Origin of the sequence: Lacisediminihabitans sp., assembly GCF_043726815.1 — a bacterium.
Taxonomy (GTDB): domain Bacteria; phylum Actinomycetota; class Actinomycetes; order Actinomycetales; family Microbacteriaceae; genus Lacisediminihabitans.
The window spans coordinates 34445-49279 of record NZ_JAYSJZ010000098.1 but is presented as its reverse complement, the minus strand read 5'-3'; the positions used below and the strand labels follow the sequence as shown (position 1 = coordinate 49279).

Genomic DNA, 14835 nt, shown 5'->3' with positions numbered 1-14835 from the left:
AAGAAGGCGGTGCGGTCGGATACCCGGCTGGCCTGCTGCATGTTGTGGGTCACGATCACGATCGTGTACTCGAGCTTGAGCTCCTCGATGAGGTCCTCGATCGCGAGGGTCGAGATGGGGTCGAGCGCGGAGCACGGCTCGTCCATCAGCACGACGTCCGGCTGGACGGCGATCGCCCGCGCGATGCAGAGGCGCTGCTGCTGCCCGCCCGAGAGGCCGGACCCCGGCAGGGCGAGGCGGTCCTTCACCTCGTTCCACAGGTTCGCGCTTTGCAGCGACTTCTCGACCAGGGCATCCGCATCGGTCTTGGAGATCTTGCGGTTGTTGAGCTTCACCCCGGCCAGGACGTTGTCGCGAATGGACATGGTGGGGAAGGGGTTGGGGCGCTGGAAGACCATGCCCACCTGGCGGCGCACGAGCACGGGGTCGACGCCCGGCCCGTAGAGGTTGTTGCCGTCGATGAGCACCTCGCCCTCGACGCGGGCCCCGGGGATCACCTCGTGCATGCGGTTGAGCGTGCGCAGGAAGGTGGACTTGCCACAGCCGCTCGGGCCGATGAAGGCGGTGACGGTGCGGGGTTCGATCGTCAGGGTGACGTCTTCCACGGCCTTGAACTTGCCGTAGTAGACGTTGAGATCGTTCACTTCAATGCGCTTGGACACGGGTTTCCTTTTATTGTGCGCCGCTCAGCGGCCGAGCTTGGGGGCGAAGATTCGGGCGATGAGGCGGGCGATGAGATTGAGGGCCATGACGATCAGGATGAGGGTGAGCGCCCCGGCCCACGCCCGGTTGACGAAGTCCGACTGGTTGGCGCCCTGGTTGGAGTACTGCGTGTAGACGAACACCGGGAGGGTCATCATCCGGTCGTTGAAGAGATCGTAATTAACGCTAGCGGTAAGACCGGCGATGATGAGCAGCGGGGCGGTCTCGCCGATCACCCGGGCGATGGAGAGCATGACGCCGGTGGTGATTCCGGCGATCGAGGTGGGGATCACGATCTTGATGATGGTGAGCCACTTGGGCACGCCGAGCGCGTATGACGCCTCGCGCAGCTCGTTGGGCACGAGCTTGAGCATCTCCTCCGAGGAGCGAACCACGACGGGGATCATCAGCACGGCGAGGGCGACGGAGCCGCCGAATCCCGACCGGTAACCGACGTTGCCGGTCACGAGCACGAAGAGGGCGTACGCGAACAGGCCGGCGACGATCGACGGGATGCCGGTCATCACATCCACCATGAAGGTGATCACGCGGGCGAGGGCGCCGCGGCCGTACTCGACGAGGTAGATCGAGGTGAGGAGGCCGATCGGCACGGAGATGAGGGCGGCCACGGCTGTGATCTCGAGGGTGCCCACGATGGCATGCACGGCCCCGCCCTCCGCCCCGAGCACGTTGCGCATCGACTGGCTGAAGAACGACGGCTGGATCATGCGGCCGAGCCCGTTGAGCAGCACGGTGTAGATCAGCGACACGAGCGGCAGCAGGGCGATGATGAACGCCGTGGTGACCAGCGAGGTCGCCAGGCGGTCCCTGGCCTGACGCACTCCCTCCACGAGGTAGGAGATCACGAAGACGAGGATGTTGAAGAGCACCGTGCCGAGGAACAGCGCCCCGACCAGGTTGTACTGCTTAGTGCCGCCCGCCATCTGCACGAGGGCGAAGATGATGCCGAGGAGCAGCCAGCTGCCGCCGAGCACCATCCAGATGGTGCCCTTGGGCAGCCGACCGGTGGTGAGCGCGTTGGGCATGGGGCCGGCGGCGGTGGATACGGCCATTAGTTCGCTCCCGAGAATGCCTTGCGCCGATTGACCGCGATGCGGGCGATCGCGTTGACGATGAAGGTGATGACGAACAGCACAAGTCCGGAGGCGATGAGCACGTTGATGCGCACGCCCGAGGCCTCAGGAAACTGAAGGGCGATGTTCGCCGCGATGGTGTTGGGGTTCTGCGAGGTGAGCAGGAAGAAGTTGATCACGATCGCGGGCGACAGCACCATGGCCACCGCGAGGGTCTCGCCGAGAGCTCGGCCGAGGCCCAGCATGGAGGCCGAGATGATGCCGGGGCGGGCGAAGGGCAGCACGGCCACGCGGATCATCTCCCACCGGGTGGCGCCGAGCGCGAGCGCGGCCTCCTCGTGCAGCACGGGGGTCTGCAGGAAGATCTCGCGGCACACGGCGGTCATGATCGGCAGCACCATGACGGCGAGCACGATGGACACGGTGAGCACGGTCTTTCCCGTGCCGGAGACGACGCCACCGAAGAGCGGGATCCAGCCGAGGTTCTCGTTGAGCCAGACGAAGAAGGGCTGGATGCCCTTGGCGAGCACGAGAACTCCCCACAGGCCGAACACCACGGAGGGCACGGCGGCGAGGAGGTCGATGACGTAGCCGAGGCCCTGCGAGAGCTTCCTCGGGGCGTAGTGCGAGATGAAGAGGGCCACGCCGATGGAGATCGGAATGGCGATGAGCAGGGCGATGGCCGCGGCCCAGACGGTGCCGAAGACGAGGGGCCAGACGTAGACCCAGAAGTTGGGTGCGGCATTCGGAAGCGTGCCGGCCTTGGCAGTGATCGCCGGGAGGCTCTGCACGATGAGGAAGATCGCGACGGCGGCGAGGAGAACGAGGATGAGGGATCCAGCGAAGACGGTGCTGCTCGAGAACACTCGATCACCAAGGCGAACCCTGGCCTTGATCGCTCCTGTGGTTGGGGTGGCCATTCCTAGCTTCCTGACGTGCGGACGTCGTTCTTCGGGTGAAACGCGCAAACTCGGCCCAGGCTGCGAATTGCCGCCAGCCCGGGCCGAGTGTGCACGAGCGCTACTTGATGGTAGCGATTGCCGTCGCAACCTTGGCTGCGAGATCCTTCGCGAGCGGCGAAGAACCGGCCTGCGTTGCCGCAGCGGCCTGGCCTTCGGCGCTGGCGACGTACGAGGCGTACGCCTTCACGAGGGTGCCCTTGGCGGCGTCGTCGTAGGTGTTGCAGACGATCAGGTAGCTCACGAGCACGAGCGGCCAGGCGTTCTTGTCGGTGTTCTTACGGTCGATCGCGATGGCGAGGTCGTTGTCGCCACGGCCGGTCGCGAGCGGGGACTTGGCAACCACATCGGCTGCACCGGCTGCGTTGATCTTGACGAACGAGTCGCCGACCTTGAGCTGCGCGATACCGAGGCCGGTCGCGCCGGACTCGTCGATGTAGGTGATGCTGTTCGCGGCGCCCTTGACGGCGTCGGCGACACCGGAGGTGCCCTTGGCGGCGTCACCCACGGTGAAGGGGAACGTCTGCGCGGCCGGCTTGTCCCACACGGTGGGGGCGTTGGCGGCCAGGTACTCGGTGAAGTTCTGCGTGGTGCCCGAGTCGTCAGAGCGGTGCACAACGGTGATCGGCGCCGAGGGGAGCGTGGCTCCGGCGTTGAGCGACTTGATGGCCGCGTCATCCCACTTGGTGATGGCGCCCTTGAAGATGCCGGCGATGGTCGCGGCGTCGAGCTTGAGGTCCTTGAGGCCGTCGACGTTGTACGCGATCGCGATCGGGGAGATGTAGACGGGCAGGTCGATGGCCTTCGCGCCGCTCTTGCAGAGCGGGGACGGGGTGGCGACCTCGGCGTCCTTCAGCGCGGCATCCGAGCCGGCGAAGTCCGCGGCGCCCGAGATGAAGTTGGTGCGACCGGCGCCGGAGCCCTGGGGGTCGTAGTTGATGGTGACCTTGGGGTTGGAGGTCTGGAAGCCGGCGATCCAGGCGGTCTGGGCCGCGCCCTGCGCGGACGAGCCGATGCCGTTCAGCGTGCCGGAGAGCTTGCTCACCGGGGCGGATGAGCCGGAGGTGGAGGGTGCTGCCTCGTTTGCTGCGCACGAGGAGAGGACGATGGTTGCCGCGATGGCAATGGCTGCGATGCTGCTCGCGCGTGTAACGATACGTCGATTGACGTTCACGGGGGTCCCTTCGGGAATTTCTTGATTACAGGAAGCGGGTCGGGTGCCGACCCCTCAGCGAGAATACAAAGCGCGGTTAACCGGTCACGCCCCAGACGGTTAACGGAGGGTGAACAGGACGCAAATTCCCGGCTAGAAGACGGCGGGTCCGTGCGTTTCGACCGCCACGATGCCCCCGTCGGGCTGCTCGACCGACAGGTGCAGAACGGTGAACTCCGAGGTGGCGAGCATGCCCGCCCGGCGCAGCGGGGCGTCGAGCGGCGTGCCTGTCGCGTCGGCGATCGCGTCGATGATCTCGGGGAGGACCGGGCCGTGGCTGCACAGCACGACGGCCTCGCGCCGCTCCAGTCGTTTGCGCACCACCTTGCGCACGCGGGAGGTGCCGTCCTCGTAGGCGTCCTGGCTGATGCTCACCGAGCGCTTCACGAGCAGGCCGGTGAGGGCGGCGACGGGCTCGATCGTCGCGAGGCAGCGCACCGCCGTGCTGCTGATGAGCTTCTTCGGACCCCAGGCGGCGATGGCCGGGGCGATGCTCTCGGACTGCTCGAGTCCGCGGTGGAGGAGCGGCCGGGTGGAGTCCGGCCCGTCCCAGCTCGCCGGAGGCACCGCCTTGCCGTGCCGCAACGCGATGATCGGGAAGGTGCGGGCGGTGCCGGCCGCGACCCGCTCGGCGAACCGATCGAGCACATCCCGGTCCCGCTCGTAGCTCAGCATGCCGCGAGCGGAGTCGATCGACATCCAGTGCAGGGCGGCGATCTCCTCGTTCGGGGCGAAGGTGGAGGCGGCGACCGTCTCCTCGCTCACCTCGGCCGACCAGTAGAAGACGGTCTTCTCCCGGCCGCCGGGCAGGGTGTACTCGATGGTGCCGAGGGGGGCGCCGAGGGCGATCGACAGGCCGGTCTCCTCCGCGATCTCGCGCACGGCGGTCTGCGGAGGCGTCTCGCCCGGGTCGACCTTGCCCTTGGGCAGGGAGATGTCAGCGCGTTCCTCGCGGTGCACGAGCAGGATGAGCGTCTCGCCGTCGACGACCCTCCAGCAGAGAGCGCCGGCCGCGAATACCCTGGAGGGGCCGGGCATGATCACCGAACGACACCGGATCGCTTGCGGGCGGAGATTCGTCGCATCAGAACATTCTGCATGTCTTCGAGGGGCTGGCCGTTCGCGTCGTGGTGGAAGCGGCTCCAGCTGCCGTCGCCGGCGAGCTTCCAGTGCGAGGTCGAGTCGCCGAGCGCGAGCTCGAAGAGTTCGTCGATGTCGCGCAGGTGGTCGGCGCTGGTGAGCCGCACGAGCGCCTCCACCCGCCGATCGAGGTTGCGGTGCATCATGTCCGCGCTGCCGATGTACACCTGCGGGTCCCCGTTGTTCACGAAGGAGAAGATGCGCGAGTGCTCGAGGTACCGGCCCAGGATCGACCGCACGATGATGTTCTCGCTGAGCCCCTCCACGCCGGGCTTGATCACGCAGATGCCGCGCACCACGAGCTCGACCGGCACGCCGGCCTGGCTCGCCCGGTAGAGCGCGTCGATGATCGCCTCGTCCACGATCGAGTTGAGCTTGATCCGGATGCCGGAGGGCAGCCCGGCCTGCGCGTTGACGGCCTCGGCGCGGATGCGCTTGAGCAGACCGTTGCGCAGGTGCAGGGGAGCCACGAGCAGGCGCTTGAACTTCTTCTCGATGGCATAGCCGGAGAGCTGGTTGAACAGTCGCGTGAGGTCCTTGCCCACCGTGTTGCTCGCAGTGAGGAGCCCCAGGTCCTCGTAGATGCGGCTCGTCTTGGGGTTGTAGTTGCCCGTGCCGATGTGGCTGTAGTGCCGCAGCGTGCCACCCTCCTGGCGGATCACCAGGGCGAGCTTGCAGTGCGTCTTGAGCCCGACCAGCCCGTAGACCACGTGCACTCCGGCCTTCTCGAGCTTGCGGGCCCAGGAGATGTTGGCCGACTCGTCGAACCGCGCCTTGATCTCCACCAGGGCGAGCACCTGCTTGCCGGCCTCCGCGGCCTGGATGAGGGCCTCCACGATCGGGCTGTCTCCGGAGGTGCGGTAGAGCGTCTGCTTGATGGCGAGCACGTTCGGGTCGGCCGCGGCCTGTTCGAGGAACGCCTGCACGCTGGTGGCGAATGACTCGTACGGGTGGTGCAGCAGGATGTCCTGCCGGGCGATCGAGCCGAAGATGTCCGGCGGCGAGTTCGACTCGAGCGGCATGAGACTCACGCTGGTGGTGGGCACGTGCCGGCGGTACTTCAGCCGAGGGCGATCGATCTTGGTGATCTCGAACAGCCCACCGAGGTCGAGAGGGGCCGGCAGCCGGTAGACCTCGTGCTCGGTGATGTCGAGCTCCCGCACCAGCAGGCTCAGGGTGAGGTCGTCCATGTCGTCCGTGATCTCGAGCCGGATCGGCGGCCCGAACCGGCGGCGCAGCAGCTCGCGCTCGAGGGTCTGGATGAGGTTCTCGGACTCGTCCTCCTCCACCTCGACATCCTCGTTGCGGGTGACCCGGAACTCGTGGTGGTCGAACACCTCCATGCCCGGGAAGAGATCGCCGAGGTGATTGGAGATGAGGTCCTCGAGGGGGATGAAACGCAGCAGCCCGGTTCCGTCATCCGGCAGCTGCACGAAACGGGAGAGCATCGGCGGCACCTTGAGGCGGGCGAACTCCTCCTTGCCCGTCTTCGGGTTGCGCACGCGCACCGAGAGGTTAAGGGAGAGGCCGGAAATATAGGGGAACGGATGCGCGGGGTCGACGGCGAGCGGCATCAGCACCGGGAAGATCTGGTTGGCGAAGATCTCGTCGAGCGACTCGCGGTCGGCCGGGCCGAGGTCGGCCCAGGTCTCGATGTGGATGCCAGCGTCGTCGAGGTCGGGCTTGACCAGGTCGCGGAAGGCGGCCGCGTGCCGTGCCTGAAGCTCGTGGGCGCGATCCTGGATCACCGCGAGCACCTCCGTCGGCGCGGTTCCCACGTTGGTGGGCACGGCGAGGCCGGTGAGGATGCGGCGCTTGAGGCCGGCGATGCGCACCATGAAGAACTCGTCGAGGTTGCTCGCGAAGATGGCCAGGAAGTTGGCACGCTCGAGCAGCGGCAGCTCCGGGTCTTCGGCGAGCTCGAGCACCCGGGTGTTGAAGGCCAGCCAGCTCAGCTCGCGGTCGAGGTAGCGCTCGGGCGGGAGCGTCCCGTCGTCGACCCACGTCGTGTCGTAGTCGTCGTCGAGGCTGTCAGTGGCCAGCCCGGCATCGCCAAGGTACGTCTCGCTATCCATCCCCACATCATCCCACTCCCGCATTCCCGGCAATCGCGTGCCACATTAACGCGGGGTAAACGCGGCCCCTCTCGCCCCTCGCCCCTGCCCTTCCTTCCGAAATCCATGCAATCGGAGGCAACACGCCGCTCAACAGTGACTCCCAGCGCGTGTCGCTCCAGAAATGCATGGATTTCGGAACCGGGAACTCGGAACAGGGAGCGCCGAAGCGCCGAGCGCGGAAGCGCCGAAGTGCGGCGTCCGGCACCGGGGCGGCGTCAGGTGGCGCGGGCGTACTGGATGTCGATGGAGTGGTCGACGAAACCGAGCGGCCGGTAGAGCCGCAGCGCCGGCACGTTGTCGGCCTCCACGTAGAGGGAGGCGGTGCGGATGCCGCGCGCGGCGAGCCGCGCGAAGCCCGCGTGCATGAGGCGCCGACCGATGCCCTCGCCCTGGCGATCCGGGGCGACCCCGACCACATAGAACTCGCCGACGGCTCCCTCGATCTTGAGCCAGCAGTATCCGATGATGGCGCCGTCGGCGCCGCGCAGCAGCAGGAAGTCGTCAGGGTCGAACCAGGGTTCGCCCAGGAGCGCGTCGAGGTCGGGCTGGCTCAGCCGTCCCTGCTCCGGGTGGGTGGCGAACGCGCGGGCGTTGAGCCGCAGCCACTCCTCGTCATCGACGCCCGGGCGGAACGGCTCCACGGGCTCCGCGTGCGCGGGGGCGACGACGGGCGCCCTCAACTGCAGCAGCTCCCGCACCGGCTCGAACCCGTGGCTGCGGGCGAGCGCCCTGGCCGCCGGGTGGTCGCCGTGTGCCCAGATCCTGAGCTCGCCCGGCCTGGCCGCCAGGATCGCCTCGAGCATGGTCGTGCCGTTGCCGCGGGCGCGGGCATCCGGGGCCACGACGAGCTCCGCCTCCGTGGGTGACAGGATGGCGGCGGCCACCTCGTCCATGAGGAGGAGTTCGCGCGAGCCGCCCCGCATCCCCACCAGGGACTGGTCGGAGAACGGCGGCTGGCCGTCCTGCCGGGTCGCCTGCTGGATCAGCCCACGCAGAAACGGCTCGGCGCTCACCGGGTCCGCGCGCTCAGGACGAGACGGGCTGGGCAAGTCGTTCGGCCTCATCGTCGTACACGTTGAAGCGGTACCCGACGTTGCGCACGGTGCCGATGAGTGACTCCAGGTCGCCGAGCTTGGCGCGCAACCGTCGCACGTGCACGTCGACCGTGCGGGTGCCGCCGAAATAGTCGTAGCCCCAGACCTCGCTGAGCAGCTGTTCGCGAGTGAACACGCGCGAGGGATGCGTGGCGAGGAAGCGCAGCAGCTCGAACTCCTTGAACGTGAGGTCGAGGGGACGCCCGTGCACCTTCGCGGAGTAGCTCGCCTCGTCGATGACGACCCCGGAGGCGTGGATCTTGTTGCTCGTCTTGTCGAGGGCCTGGCGTCCGACGACGAGTCGGATGCGGGCATCGACCTCCGCCGGCCCCGCCGTCTCGAGAATGACGTCGTCGACCCCCCAGTCGGCGCTCACCGCGGTGAGGCCGCCCTCGGTGAGGATGAGCATGAGCGGAACGTTCACGCTGGTGGTGTTGAGAATCTTGCAGAGCGACTTAGCGCTGGCCAGATCCTGGCGCGCGTCGACGAGGATCAGATCGCAACTGGGCGCGGTGATGAGGGAGGCGGGTTCCGCCGGAATCTGCCGCGTGCGATGGCTGAGCAGCCCGAGGGCCGGTAAGACGTCGCTGTTGACGGCAGAAGTAAGGATCAACAGCTGCGCCAAAGGGTCCTCCAAGTGCCAAGACCACAGTCTAAAGGCACTTTCAGCGGCGGGCCCGCCGGGTAGGGCAAGATTGGCAGGTGACCATTGATCAGCCCGGCCTGGCCCTCGCGCTTCGCAGCGTGATTCCCGTGTGGGTTCTCGTGGTCATCGGCGCCGTGCTCGTTGGCGTCTTCACGCCTGCCGCGGAGTTCGGAAAGTGGATTCCGATCGTGCTGGCCGCCGCCATCCTCGTCACCTTCTGCGTGCAGCTCGCCACCGAGGAGAAGATCGGATTCGTCAACCGGGTGATGGCGAGCCTCGGCGGCTCGGTCGTGATCCTCGCCGCGGCCACCGCGATCCTCGCGGTCATCGCCCTCGCACCGAAATAGGCGCGAGCCCGGCATAGGATTGGCTCATGTATCTTCCGCTGGAACTGTTCTTCATCGGACTGCTCGTGCTGGCCACTCTCGCCATCGGGTACGTGTCGGTCGTTGTGCTGTACAACCTGTTCCGCGGCCAGCGCTGAACCGCTCGACGCTCATGACGACCCGGCTCTCATGATCGAGCTCGACGCGGATCTCCCGGCCGAGCTCGTTCCGCTTTCCTGGCTCATCGGGGTCTGGGAGGGCACCGGCATCGTCAACTACGCGGTCGGCGAGGAGACCCGAAACTACGAGTTCGGGCATCGCCTGAGTTTCAGTCACGACGGGCTGCCGCATCTCAACTACACCGCGTACACCTGGTTGCTCGACGAGAACCTCACTCCGCTCGCCACCGAGACCGGCTACTGGCGGCTGAGCCGGGCGGCCACGGAGGGCGATCCCGGTCCGGGCCTGCTCACCGGCGTGGGCATCCAGCCCTTCACCACCGCGCGGTCGGTGGAGACCCTGCGCAACGCCACGGGCGGCTTCGACATCGAGGTGTCGATCCTGCACCCGGGCGGCGTGAGCGAACTGTATGTGGGCCAGGTGAAGGGACCGCGCATCGACCTGGTGACGGATGCCGTGCTGCGGTCAGTCACCTCGAAGGAACACAGCGCGTCAACGCGCCTCTACGGCCTTGTCGACAACCATCTGCTCTGGGCGTGGGACATCGCCGCGCTCGGGCAGGAACTCGCCAGCCACGCATCCGGAAGGCTCGCCCGTGTCGAATAGCCCATTCCTCGATCGCCCGGGCGCCGTCGACGGTGCCGGCCGGGACGCCGGCGTGCCAGCGCACTACGGCAACCCGATGGCGGAGCAGCGCACACTCGCCGACGGCACGGCCGTCGTCGACCTGTCCAACCGCGCGGTGCTCACCATCACCGGGCCGGATCGCCTCACCTGGATCGACTCGCTCACCAGCCAGAGCGTCGCCCGCCTCTCGCCGGGCGAATCGAGCGAGACTCTGCTGCTCGACCCGACCGGACGCCTCGAGTACGCGGTGCGCCTCCTCGACGACGGGGTCACCCTGTGGCTGCTGCTCGAGAGCGCCGAGGCGCCGGGGCTCCTGGCCTGGCTCGATCGGATGCGGTTCATGCTGCGCGTGGAACTCGCCGATCGCAGCGCCGACTTCGCCACCATCGGAACGCTTGGCTCGCCGGTGATCGCCGCGGCGGTGCCCAGCGGCGTCCCCCTCGTCTGGCACGACCCGTGGACGGCGGTGACTCCCGGCGGCCACCAGTACGCGGTGATCGACCGGCATCCGGGCGCCGACTGGACCTACAGCGAGATCCTCGTGCCGCGCGAGGCGCTCGCCGGCCTCGCCGCGCTGCCCGCCGGCGGCCTGCTCGCCCTCGAGGCGCTGCGCATCGCCGCCTGGCGTCCGCGCTTCGCCACCGAGGCCGACGACAAGACGATTCCGCACGAGCTCGACTGGCTTCGCTCGGCGGTGCACCTCAGTAAGGGCTGCTATCGCGGCCAGGAGACCGTGGCCAAGGTGCACAACCTCGGGCATCCTCCGCGCCGCCTGGTCATGCTGCACCTCGATGGGTCAGAGTCTGTGCTGCCGCAGCCGGGGGACGAGGTGGTGGACGGCGAGAAGGTGGTCGGGGCGATCACCTCCTCGGCCAGGCACTTCGAGCTCGGGCCGATCGCGCTCGCCGTGGTCAAGCGCACCACGGATCCGCTGGCGACCCTCACCGTCCGCGCCGCCGACGGGATCGTGGCCGCCGCGCAGGAGATCGTCGTGCCGCCGGGCGCGGGGGCAGAGGCCCACGTCCCGCGGCTTCCGCGACTCGGCGCGGTCAAGCGTTAAAGGTTCCGTCGTGTCGCGCTCCGGCCTGACGCTCGGGCTCGCGCCGCGGGAGTCGCTCGGCAGGGTCATCGACTCGATCGTGCCCGCGCTGCAGATCGTCGCGGCGGCGGCCGCGGCCTACGCGATCGCGCACTACCTCTTCGGCCATGCCGTGCCGCTGCTCGCCGTCACGGTCACCATCTCGAGCCTGGGCTTCGCCCGCGACGCTCGGCCGGCCAGGGTGCTCGAGTCGGCGATCGGCATCGTGATCGGCATCGCGCTGAGCGAGCTGCTGCTGCTGGCGATCGGGCGGGGCGTGTGGCAGATCGCCCTGGTGCTGCTCGTGACCCTGCTGGTGGCGCGGCTGCTCTCGTCGAGCAACGCCTTCGTCGTCGCCGCCGGGGTGCAGTCGATCCTCGTGATGCTGCTGCCGGCGCCGTCGGGGGGACCGTTCGTGCGCAGCATCGACGGCATCATCGGCGGGGCCGTGGCGCTCATCGTGACGGCGCTGCTGCCCCGGGACCCGCGCCGGATCGCCCGGCGGGACGCCGCCCGGCTGTTCGGCGCCCTCAACGAAGCGCTCGACTCCCTCGTGTCGGCGCTCGAACGGGCGGATGAACCGGCGGCGGAGCACGCGCTCGAGCGCCTGCGCAGCACCCAGCCGATCATCGACCAGTGGCGGTCATCCCTCGACTCCGCGGTCGCGATCGCCCGGATCTCGCCGTTCCTTCGCCGGCACGGGCCGGAGCTCGATGCCCAGCGCCGCGTGCTCATCGGCATGGACTTCGCCACCCGCAACCTGCGGGTGATCAGCCGGCGCATCGACTTCCTCGTTCGGGACGGGGTCGCGCGCCCGGCGCTGGCCTCGCTCGTGGCCTCCCTCGCGACCTCGGTGCGGCTGCTCGGCCAGAGCCTCGACGATCCGCGGCTCGCGGACACCGTGCGCGTCGGCCTCGTCGCGGTGGCCGAGCGACTGCGTCCGGAGCTCGTGGCGAAGGGTGCCCCGATGACCGAGTCGGTGGTGGTGCTCATGCTCCGGCCGCTCCTCGTCGACCTGCTCACGGCGGCGGACCTTCCGGAGGAGAAGGCGCGGGCGCTCCTCCCCGAGGTCTAGCTGTTGTTCCCCGACAGGCAGACCACATCCGAAAACGCAGGAGCTGCCGCCGGGGAGCGGCCGTTCAGCTCCAGTCGAACCCGGTCGGGGCGACGGCGCCCCACGCGATCGTGAGCTCTCCGAGCTTCCATCGCGACCGGGTGCCCAGCACCGGCCAGCCGTCGCCGGCGAGGCCTTGCGCGGTGGCGATCCATCGCTGCGACGGCCCGTAGACCGAGAGCGGGGAGTTGAGCTGCCAGTGCCGGTCGAGATCCCGCAGGAAGGCGTGGATCCTCTCCCCGGGCACGTTGCGGTGGATGAGCACCTTCGGCAGTCGTTCGGCGACGATCGACGGCCTCTCCAGGTCGGCGAGGCGCAGGCTTACCGTCAGCGAGAGCGGACCGCTCGCCGCGACATCCACCCAGCTGGCCACTCGGCCCACCTCGTTGCAGGTTCCCTCCACGAGCACCCCGCCCGGCTCGAGTCTGGCGACCATGCGGTGCCACGCGTCGGGCACCGCCGACTCGTCATACTGGCGCAGCACGTTGAGGGCGCGGATGACCGTGGCGAGACGCCCGCCGGGCAGCGGCACCTCGAAACCCCCGAGCGCGAAGCTCACCCCGGGCCGCGCGGATACCGACGCCAGCCTCACCCGCGCCGGGTCGATCTCGATGCCGATCACCTCCACGTCCGGCCGCACCCGCCCGAGACGCTGGTGCAGTTCGAGGGTCGTCGTGGCGGATGCGCCGTAGCCGAGGTCCACGACGAGGGGCGCGGTCGACCGGCGGAAGGCGGGAAGCTGCGCGATCCACCGGTCCACCCGGCGCAGGCGATTGGCGCCCGTCGTTCCGCGGGTGATCGAACCGATGGGCATGCCCCCAGTATCCCAGCGCCCCGCCCGGCCCCGCCGCCGCGCTGCCGTCACTGCCGCTCCGCGCTGACCTCGCTGCTCCCCGCCCTTCCGAAATCCATGCATTCGGCGCCGACACTCCGGCCGGAGTGACCCCGCGGCGGCGTGTTGAGAAGAAATGCATGGATTTCGGAAGGAGGAAGAGGAAGAGCAAGAGGAACGGGGGGAGGGGCCGGGCGGCGGCACCCGCGGGCACCCGCGGGCGGCTTCGGTAGAGTTGGGGCATGACTTTCACGCTCATCCTGCTGCGCCACGGCAACAGCGAATGGAACACCAAGAACCTCTTCACCGGCTGGGTGGATGTCGACCTGAGCGACCAGGGACGCGCCGAGGCGAAGCGCGCCGGCGAGCTCATCGCGGAGTCCGGCGTTCTGCCGGACATCCAGTACACCTCCGTTCTGAAGCGCGCCATCCACACCGCGAACATCGCGCTCGAGCTGGCCGACCGCGACTGGATCGACGTCAAGCGCAGCTGGCGGCTCAACGAGCGTCACTACGGCGCCCTGCAGGGCAAGGACAAGGCGCAGACCCTCGCCGAGTACGGCCAGGAGCAGTTCATGACCTGGCGTCGCTCGTTCGACGTTCCGCCGCCGCCGCTTGACGACGACAGCGAATTCTCCCAGGCCCACGACCCGCGCTACGCGGGGCTCGGTGCCGACCTCCCGCGCACCGAATCCCTCAAGCTCGTGATCGACCGGATGCTGCCCTACTGGGAGTCGGACATCAAGCCGGATCTCGCCACCGGCAAGACCGTGCTCGTCACGGCGCACGGCAACTCGCTGCGCGCGCTCGTGAAGCACCTGGACGGCATCTCGGATGCGGACATCGCCGAGCTCAACATCCCCACCGGGATCCCGCTCGTCTACGAACTCGGCGACGACTTCATGCCGACGAAGCCCGGCGTGTACCTCGACCCGGAGGCCGCGGCCGCCGGGGCCGCCGCGGTCGCGGCCCAGGGCAAGAAGTAGGCTGAGCGCCGCCCGGGCAACCGGTCGGCGCCCAGGGCCTGCCCCCTAGAGGTCCGCGGAGACCCAGTCGCCGGTCGCCAGGTACTGCACCTTCTTGGCGATCGACACGGCGTGGTCGGCGAAGCGCTCGTGATACCGCGAGGCGAGGGTGGCGTCGACCGTGTCGACGGCCGCGCCCTTCCAGGTCTCGCCGAGCACCTTGTCGAACACGCTGAGGTGCAGCGCATCGATCTGGTCGTCGTCGTTGCGGATCTCCTCGGCGAGACGCACGTCTTCGGTGCGCAGCAGCTCGGTGAGCTTCTTCGCGATCTGCACGTCGTACTTGCCCAGGTCGGCGAAGGTGCTGCGCAGCGAGCGGGGGACGACCTTGTCCGGGAAGCGGTAGCGCGCGAGCTGCGCGATGTGCTCGGCCATGTCGCCCATGCGCTCGAGGGAGGCGCTGATGCGCAGCGCGCTCACGACGATGCGCAGGTCGCGGGCGACCGGCTGCTGGCGGGCCAGGATGTTGATGGCGAGCTCGTCGAGGGCGATCGCCGCCCCGTCGATCTTGTCGTCATCCGCGATGACGGCCTCGGCGAGTGACACGTTGGACTCGTTGAAGGCCCGAGTGGCGTTCTCGATCGAGATTTCGACGAGGGTCGCGATCTCGACGAGGCGCTCCTGCACCTCTTGAAGTTCCTGCTGGAAAACCTCGCGCATTGTCGAATCCCTTTCGCTGCGAGCATGA

General features: G+C 68.5%; 15 protein-coding genes. 5 read left to right on the top strand and 10 right to left on the bottom strand.

Annotation, left to right across the window (positions count from 1 at the left end; translation table 11 throughout):
* From ACHZD8_RS14810 to ACHZD8_RS14775, 8 genes are all read right to left on the bottom strand, one after another.
* Nucleotides 1–662: phosphate ABC transporter ATP-binding protein (locus tag ACHZD8_RS14810; protein WP_394771194.1), on the bottom strand; the 662-nt coding region annotated here is incomplete at its 3' end.
* Nucleotides 663–686: 24 nt separating this feature from the next.
* Entirely contained in the window at nt 687–1775 is a 1089-nt protein-coding gene (gene pstA / locus ACHZD8_RS14805; protein ID WP_394771193.1) for a phosphate ABC transporter permease PstA, read from the bottom strand.
* Nucleotides 1775–2716, bottom strand: a complete 942-nt coding sequence (pstC, locus tag ACHZD8_RS14800; RefSeq protein WP_394771192.1) for a phosphate ABC transporter permease subunit PstC — start codon at nt 2714–2716, stop codon at nt 1775–1777. The genes pstA and pstC overlap by 1 nt, the downstream gene beginning before the upstream one ends.
* Nucleotides 2717–2816: 100 nt before the next feature.
* A complete protein-coding gene (gene pstS / locus ACHZD8_RS14795; protein ID WP_394771191.1) occupies nt 2817–3929 on the bottom strand; it encodes a phosphate ABC transporter substrate-binding protein PstS in 1113 nt (370 codons plus the stop codon).
* A 132-nt stretch (nt 3930–4061) separates the two neighbouring features.
* Nucleotides 4062–5006, bottom strand: coding sequence for an NUDIX domain-containing protein (locus tag ACHZD8_RS14790; protein WP_394771190.1), 945 nt, complete (start codon nt 5004–5006; stop codon nt 4062–4064).
* A gap of 2 nt (nt 5007–5008) precedes the next feature.
* The gene (locus ACHZD8_RS14785) at nt 5009–7183 is read right to left on the bottom strand and encodes an RNA degradosome polyphosphate kinase (protein ID WP_394771189.1); all 2175 of its coding nucleotides are present in this window, start codon (nt 7181–7183) and stop codon (nt 5009–5011) included.
* A gap of 257 nt (nt 7184–7440) precedes the next feature.
* The gene (gene mshD, locus ACHZD8_RS14780) at nt 7441–8289 is read right to left on the bottom strand and encodes a mycothiol synthase (protein ID WP_394771188.1); all 849 of its coding nucleotides are present in this window, start codon (nt 8287–8289) and stop codon (nt 7441–7443) included.
* Nucleotides 8252–8944 carry a DNA-binding response regulator gene (locus ACHZD8_RS14775; RefSeq protein WP_394771187.1) on the bottom strand — a complete coding sequence of 231 codons (693 nt, stop codon included), beginning with the start codon at nt 8942–8944 and terminating at the stop codon, nt 8252–8254. Before ACHZD8_RS14775 ends, mshD begins: the two co-directional genes overlap by 38 nt.
* Before the next feature lie 77 nt (nt 8945–9021).
* Here ACHZD8_RS14775 and ACHZD8_RS14770 point away from each other — a divergent pair, with 77 nt between their 5' ends.
* The 4 genes from ACHZD8_RS14770 to ACHZD8_RS14755 all read left to right on the top strand — a co-directional run bounded on the left by ACHZD8_RS14770 (nt 9022) and on the right by ACHZD8_RS14755 (nt 12251).
* Nucleotides 9022–9312, top strand: coding sequence for a hypothetical protein (locus ACHZD8_RS14770; RefSeq protein WP_394771186.1), 291 nt, complete (start codon nt 9022–9024; stop codon nt 9310–9312).
* Nucleotides 9313–9480: 168 nt separating this feature from the next.
* Complete coding sequence (locus ACHZD8_RS14765) at nt 9481–10077, top strand: FABP family protein (protein WP_394771185.1); 597 nt, start codon at nt 9481–9483, stop codon at nt 10075–10077.
* Complete coding sequence (locus ACHZD8_RS14760; protein WP_394771184.1) at nt 10067–11158, top strand: YgfZ/GcvT domain-containing protein; 1092 nt, start codon at nt 10067–10069, stop codon at nt 11156–11158. Before ACHZD8_RS14765 ends, ACHZD8_RS14760 begins: the two co-directional genes overlap by 11 nt.
* A gap of 10 nt (nt 11159–11168) precedes the next feature.
* Nucleotides 11169–12251 carry an aromatic acid exporter family protein gene (locus ACHZD8_RS14755; RefSeq protein WP_394771183.1) on the top strand — a complete coding sequence of 361 codons (1083 nt, stop codon included), beginning with the start codon at nt 11169–11171 and terminating at the stop codon, nt 12249–12251.
* Between the two features lie 64 nt (nt 12252–12315).
* Here the strand turns inward: ACHZD8_RS14755 and ACHZD8_RS14750 are convergent, their stop codons facing one another.
* A complete protein-coding gene (locus ACHZD8_RS14750) occupies nt 12316–13104 on the bottom strand; it encodes a class I SAM-dependent methyltransferase (RefSeq protein ID WP_394771182.1) in 789 nt (262 codons plus the stop codon).
* A 260-nt stretch (nt 13105–13364) separates the two neighbouring features.
* Here ACHZD8_RS14750 and ACHZD8_RS14745 point away from each other — a divergent pair, with 260 nt between their 5' ends.
* The gene (locus ACHZD8_RS14745) at nt 13365–14108 is read left to right on the top strand and encodes a phosphoglyceromutase (protein ID WP_394771181.1); all 744 of its coding nucleotides are present in this window, start codon (nt 13365–13367) and stop codon (nt 14106–14108) included.
* Nucleotides 14109–14153: 45 nt separating this feature from the next.
* Here ACHZD8_RS14745 and phoU read toward each other — a convergent pair whose 3' ends face one another.
* Nucleotides 14154–14807: a phosphate signaling complex protein PhoU gene (gene phoU, locus ACHZD8_RS14740; protein ID WP_394771180.1), complete on the bottom strand. Its 654-nt coding sequence runs from the start codon at nt 14805–14807 to the stop codon at nt 14154–14156.
* Nucleotides 14808–14835 lie beyond the last annotated feature (28 nt).

Coding starts and splice junctions, on each gene's coding strand:
- ACHZD8_RS14785 (WP_394771189.1), bottom strand. CDS start 7,183: ATGGATAGCGAGACGTACCTTGGCGATGCCGGGCTGGCCACTGACAGC.
- phoU (WP_394771180.1), bottom strand. CDS start 14,807: ATGCGCGAGGTTTTCCAGCAGGAACTTCAAGAGGTGCAGGAGCGCCTC.
- ACHZD8_RS14745 (WP_394771181.1), top strand. CDS start 13,365: ATGACTTTCACGCTCATCCTGCTGCGCCACGGCAACAGCGAATGGAAC.
- ACHZD8_RS14790 (WP_394771190.1), bottom strand. CDS start 5,006: ATGCCCGGCCCCTCCAGGGTATTCGCGGCCGGCGCTCTCTGCTGGAGG.
- pstA (WP_394771193.1), bottom strand. CDS start 1,775: ATGGCCGTATCCACCGCCGCCGGCCCCATGCCCAACGCGCTCACCACC.
- ACHZD8_RS14765 (WP_394771185.1), top strand. CDS start 9,481: ATGATCGAGCTCGACGCGGATCTCCCGGCCGAGCTCGTTCCGCTTTCC.
- mshD (WP_394771188.1), bottom strand. CDS start 8,289: ATGAGGCCGAACGACTTGCCCAGCCCGTCTCGTCCTGAGCGCGCGGAC.
- pstC (WP_394771192.1), bottom strand. CDS start 2,716: ATGGCCACCCCAACCACAGGAGCGATCAAGGCCAGGGTTCGCCTTGGT.
- ACHZD8_RS14750 (WP_394771182.1), bottom strand. CDS start 13,104: ATGCCCATCGGTTCGATCACCCGCGGAACGACGGGCGCCAATCGCCTG.